The following is a 5,541-nucleotide window of genomic DNA, read 5'->3' as shown; positions in this document are numbered from 1 at the left end:
ACCGGTGGGGCGACTCGGTCGAGTACGCCTTCCGGATCACCATGAAGAAGGCCCCGCAGTACGACGTGAACGTCCAGGTGGGCGCCCGCTCGAACAGCCACCAGGCCGCCTTCTGGAACGTCTTCCCCACCCAGGGCCGCTGACCGACCCGCACCCGTGCCGAAGGGCCCGGCCCCCCACCGCTCAGGAGGCCGGGACGGGCCCCGTCAAAGGGGGCCCATCCGTCGGTGCTCAGCCGGTGCCCGCGATGCGCCGGTCCACAGCAGCATCGCACGACGGGACGTCCAATGAGCCGTGAGTCCGAGTCGGCGCCCGCCAAGCCGTCAGATCATCCGCTGCGCCCGCGCGGGGAGGACCCAGACGGGGATGTCGGACATCGGAATTGCTCCGGCTGACCCCCGCCAGAGCGGGGGTCAGCCGCCCATCGTCTGCTGGAGGTCGACCAGGCCGTCCTGGGCGAAGAACTCGACCGTCGCGCAGGCCTGTGCGACCTGGGGTACGCGCGCAGCTCCGCGATCCGGCCGTGCCTTGCCAGCAGGTCGGCGAGCTGGTTGCGGCGGCTGACCGAGGTGGTCTCCCGCCGGCAGTTCAAGCGGTCAGGACAGCCGGTCTCCCGCGAAGCTGAGCGTGATTGCTCGTTCTCACGGTTACCGCCACCTCCCAGGCCCGGTCCCACGTGTCCGGCGACCGCTCTGCCGCCACCCCGGCTGTCCGTCAGCCGATTCGGCCTCACCGGCTCCCGGCATCAGATGTCAGTCTGTCGGCTGGCTAGACACTACCGACGTATACGCGTAGGTCGGAGCGCCCGGTCGGCACCTGCCACCGGTTCAGAGCGTCCGCTACGTGGTACGGCCAGCCGACCTCGTCCTGGCCGGCCAGGAACCGTAGGACCCGCTGCTGCACGTCGCTCAGATTTCCGAAGGACTGCGGCGGTTCGGCGGGTTCGCCCGGGAAGACCAGCGTGAACAGCCGATGTGCTGTGTAGTACCTGTCGGTCCACCTCTCCACGCCCGTGCAGTCGGCCAGGCCAGCGAGCATGGCCTCGACATTGAGTTGATCGCCCAGCCCCGATAGGGCGGGCGGCACCATTGGGCGAGCGACGACGACGCCCAGGCTTCCCTGGCCCAGGCCGCGACGCTCCCGGTGAGCAGCCGCTCGCGGTGCTGATCGCCCGGCTGGAGAACACGCTGCTGACCGCCATCCGGATCCGCACTCTGCTTGGGCAGCGAGGAATTTGTCCTCATCTGTCACTACTAACGGGACTCACCCTGCCGTGGCCGAGCCGGTCAAGCTGCTGGCAGGCAGCCGGCACGCCCGGGCGGATCACCGACGGTGCGGTCTACAACGGCCTCGGCAACTGGATTACCCTCATCGCCGGCCGCCCCGTCATGGACGCCGCCGACGACGAACTACTACTGTCCGCCAACCCCGCCGACGCCCAGGTCGCGGCACGTGTCGCGCCAGGTGTTCTTGGTGTAGGCCCAGGCGTTGGACCTGACGCAGCCAGCGCCGCCTCGCTGGCTGCCTTAAGGGCTCGTCACTTCAATCAGTACTCAGGCGATGCCAGCTGCAGACTGACCTTGGCCCACCACGAGGACGACGGCCTCATCCGCCAGCATCCGACCGTCTGCTCCACGCGCAGCGTCGACCTCGACGGAGGCCAACACATGGAGGTCATCACCAGCTCTCGACTCCCCTAGGACGACAACCTGGATGGGAAGATCTCCCGGCAGTTTCGCCAGAGCATTGTAGAGATCCCTGACGCATTGCATATCGCGCTTCCCTGCGCCCTCGCCGGTCAAGACCTGGCCTCCTTCACTGGAATCCATGGAGTGTAAATAGTTACCTGGCCCGATAAACAAACACTAAATGGCAAGCGCCATACCCCACCCCAGGCCTCTAGATGGACTTCGTACACCCATTGACCTGCGCCTTTGCCCGATGCTCCGCAGGCGCAAAGTTGCGCGCCCCATGGCACCCAAAGCGAGATAATATTTTAGATATTTATGCAAAATTTTCACACGTCCCTCATGCCCCCCGGGCGGGTCCGTCCGTCAGGTCCTCTGGATCCGGTCTTCATACCTTCAGGGTGTCCTTGGAGGGAACTTCTAGGGCGAGCTTCCCTGACTTTTCAGGGCAAACAGCCGGTATGTCAAGGCCTGCCACCCGGTTCGAGGGCGGGGCACGGCACCACCGGTGCGCGGTTCTGCGGCTGGCAGGTCCGCGCCACGGCCACCTCCGTCAGGGCTGACTGTCAGACCTGCCCGAGGGATCGGCGCGGCGACCGTCCAGCTGTCGGCAACGGGTGAATTGAGGACCACGGACGGCGGATCAAAATCGGGTCACTCTGCGATCTCTTGATCATCCTGTCGGCGCGGGCCGTGGCCCGTGAGCTGGGGATCTCCCGGGGCACCGTGCTGCGCGCGCTGGCCTCGGATCGGCCGCCGGTCTACCGGCGGGCGCCGAAGGGCTCGGCCGTGGACGCGGTGGAGCCGGCGATTCGGGAGCTGTTGAAGCAGACCCCGACGATGCCGGCCACGGTGATCGCGGAGCGGATCGGCTGGGAGCGGGGGCTGTCGATCCTGCGGGAGCGGGTGCGTGAACTGCGTCCTGCCTATCTGCCGGCGGATCCGGTCTCGCGGACGGTCTACCAGCCCGGAGAGCTCGCGCAGTGCGATCTGTGGTTCCCGCCGGTGGACATCCCGCTCGGCTACGGACAGTCGGGCCGCCCGCCGGTCCTGATCATCGTCTCCGGCTACTCCAGGATGATCACGGCCCGGATGGTGCCCTCGCGGACCACCGGGGATCTGATCGACGGCCACTGGCACCTGCTCTCCAATTGGGGTCTCCGAACACCACCACCGACGCGGCGAAAACAGGCGTTCCCGCCGCCCGCACCACCCGACAGACCACCGCCGACCTGGCCTTCCTAGCCCGCGCGATGAAAGCCCCCGCGCTGCTGGACGCCGCCGAGCGGCTCGCCGAACGCGCCCAGGCCGAGTCCTGGAGCCACCTCGAGTACCTCGTCGCCTGCCTGCAGCGGGAGGTCTCGGCCCGCGACAGTCACGGCGGCGAGGGCCGCATCCGCGCGGCCCGCTTCCCCGCGATCAAGACGATCGAGGAACTCGACCTCGCCCATCTGCGCGGAATGACGCGCCAGCAACTCGCCCACCTGGGAACGCTCGACTTCATAGCCGCCCGGGAGAACGCGATCTTCCTCGGGCCGCCGGGCACGGGCAAGACACATATCGCGACCGGGCTGGCGATCCGGGCCTGTCAGGCCGGCCACAGAGTCGCCTTCGCCACCGCCGCCCAGTGGGTCGACCGCCTCGCCGCCGCCCATCGAGGTCCACTCCCTCAAGGGCGAGTCCTACCGCATGCGGGGCCGCGAACTCCGCCGCGTCCCCACCGCCACCGACAACGACTGAACCAGCGAGAGCGCACGATGGCCAACGATTGAACCGTTGAGACCGGCCTCAAATTGGGCCGTTGCCGACAGCCGCCGACAGCGCCTGCAAAGCCACCGCGGCTGGAGAAGCTCCAGCGGCGCGCTGCCACGCTCGGAATCCGGCGATGCCGATGGCGAACGCCGTCATCCCTTACGCGGAAGCCTCCCACTGCTAGACCGACTGAGCAGGTGCCCGGAACTTGAGGACGCGACGGACGGGTGGGTGACCAGCCGTTCGACGGCGTCACCGAGGCTCGCTCATGGGTTGGCACCTGTCCACAACATGCGCCGCCGTGCCAGCGCCATGGTGGGCGGCCGGGCCCCCTGGCCCGACCGCCCAGTGCCAGGAGCACCTGCTCGTATACCTTCCGAATCGCCACCACCGCGCACTACCCGCACCAGAACGTCAGCCTTGGGATGTGCTGGGCGGAGGTCTGCCTCCCGCGCTCCGTGTCGGCACACAACGGCCACCGGACGTACAGGTGCAACACAAGCTCCCGCCCGCAGGCCGACGTGTCGCCTGTCAGCCGCTCGCAGCCGTTGCGCATATGCCCGGACCAGCTCCCGCTCAGCTCTGGAGCGCCGACCCTGGAGTCCGGCTCCCAGCATGAAGATTGACCGGCCGCCCGACCGATCTGCTGGTACGTCGGCGCAAATGGACGGTGCTTGTGGAAGGGAGTCGGTAGGCGAGGTCCGCCAGCCCCGCCGGCCGCCTCGGCGAACGCACTGCTGACCGCCATGGCAGATTGTCTGGTACTGGGCGTATGTCGGAGTTGCGTTCTGGAGGAATTTTCTTATATCCGGCCAGCCTTCTTCGTGTCCCGACGAAGGTGCGTCCGGGTAAGGATGTGGTTGTCTACCGTGTCATAAAAATTCTTCCTCTGAGCCTTTGTTCCGTGAGGCTTTGGAGCGGCATCACAGGCTACCCACCGGTCTTTTATTTCCTGTTCCGGAAGATAGCCGTCAGAAATATTTCCCACGGTCCATTCCGGCTTCCCTGCGGTTTCCCAGCAGCTGTACAGGGTGCCGTCGGCGCTGACGACCGCGCCGCTGGCGCCGGCGAATCCGGAGCAGTGGACGCACTTACTGACGGGGACCCCCAGGGCGGGAACCGAGAGGCCGGCGTCAAAAGCCAGGTCGATCATCTCGATGAACTTGTCCGCCAGGTTCTCGTAGCTCAGATGGTTCTCATACCCGATGTTGTGGTCGTCTACGAGTGCTGGCGCGAAGGACACCGATGACTGTGCGATGGGCAGCTTCGCCAGGTCCTCGATCAGCTGAGGAATTCCCTCGAGGTTGTGGTGGGAGACGTTGACCCTGATCTTCCAGGCAAGGGAGGTCTCCTGCATGGCGCGTCCCACGTTCTTCATGATCTTGTCGTAGGTCCCGGCCCCCCTTCGATCAAAGCGCGTGCCGTCATGGTCCGACCGATGCCCGTCGAAGCTGACCTGAATGCGCTGAAGGCCCTCGTCATCGAGCTGGCGGGCCAGTGATGGAGTCAGCAGTGCGCAGTTGCTGATCATCATGGACTCCGCGAGCCCAAGCGGTCGTAGGCGCCTGAGCAGTTCGAGGCATCCCTTGGGGTTGAGGAGCGGCTCCCCGCCGAAGATCACCAGGGAGATGCTGTCGAAGTCCAAGAGGCTCATGCGCTCTTGTGCAAAGTTGGCGATCCTCTCGACGTCGTCTTGTGCAAGAAGGCGGCGACTGATCCGCGGCGGCGCGAAGGGAGTCACCGACTCGTCGGCGGGTGCCGTGTTCTGGAAGCAGTACGGACAGCCCAGGTTGCACGATGTGGCGGTAAGGACCGTCAGGCCGAACGGCGCCTTCTTGGGCTTGAAGAAGCCCCCTTGCTCGAGAGTCTGCCGAGCTTCGTCCACGAGGCGGCCGTTCTCCACGGCGCCAGCCGGCAGATGTGCGACCTTCGGGTGGTCTGCATACCACCATCCGTCTTCGGACTCGAAAAGCCGGGCTTCCCCCATCGTGGTTCCCCTCCGCAGTGTTGTGGGATGAAAAGCGCCAGGGGTGGCGCAGCTCTCCGTGAGAGTCGTGCACCACCCCTGGCCAGAGGACGGGTTGTCCTCCTCGGCCGTCAG

General features: G+C 66.4%; 5 protein-coding genes. 3 read left to right on the top strand and 2 right to left on the bottom strand.

Annotation, left to right across the window (positions count from 1 at the left end; translation table 11 throughout):
* Positions 1 to 768: 768 nt before the first annotated feature.
* Positions 769 to 1,038: a hypothetical protein gene (locus ACFWP2_RS29295; RefSeq protein WP_380456878.1), complete on the bottom strand. Its 270-nt coding sequence runs from the start codon at positions 1,036 to 1,038 to the stop codon at positions 769 to 771.
* A 122-nt stretch (positions 1,039 to 1,160) separates the two neighbouring features.
* Here ACFWP2_RS29295 and ACFWP2_RS29290 point away from each other — a divergent pair, with 122 nt between their 5' ends.
* The 3 genes from ACFWP2_RS29290 (at position 1,161) to ACFWP2_RS29280 (ending at position 3,460) form a co-directional block, all read left to right on the top strand.
* The gene (locus tag ACFWP2_RS29290; protein WP_380456876.1) at positions 1,161 to 1,700 is read left to right on the top strand and encodes a hypothetical protein; all 540 of its coding nucleotides are present in this window, start codon (positions 1,161 to 1,163) and stop codon (positions 1,698 to 1,700) included.
* 714 nt (positions 1,701 to 2,414) lie between these two features.
* Positions 2,415 to 2,933, top strand: coding sequence for a hypothetical protein (locus tag ACFWP2_RS29285; protein ID WP_380456874.1), 519 nt, complete (start codon positions 2,415 to 2,417; stop codon positions 2,931 to 2,933).
* An 8-nt stretch (positions 2,934 to 2,941) separates the two neighbouring features.
* Positions 2,942 to 3,460 (top strand): ATP-binding protein, encoded by a 519-nt coding sequence (locus tag ACFWP2_RS29280; RefSeq protein WP_380456872.1) that lies wholly within the window; start codon positions 2,942 to 2,944, stop codon positions 3,458 to 3,460.
* 782 nt (positions 3,461 to 4,242) lie between these two features.
* On the opposite strand, the gene ACFWP2_RS29275 is transcribed toward ACFWP2_RS29280, so the two are convergent.
* The coding region (locus ACFWP2_RS29275) for a radical SAM protein (RefSeq protein WP_380456870.1) at positions 4,243 to 5,541 on the bottom strand (1,299 nt) is incomplete at its 5' end.

The organism is Kitasatospora sp. NPDC058444 (assembly GCF_042721415.1).
GTDB lineage: Bacteria > Actinomycetota > Actinomycetes > Streptomycetales > Streptomycetaceae > Kitasatospora.
The sequence above is the reverse complement of the archived record's forward strand: the minus strand, read 5'-3'. Positions and strand labels throughout refer to the sequence as shown.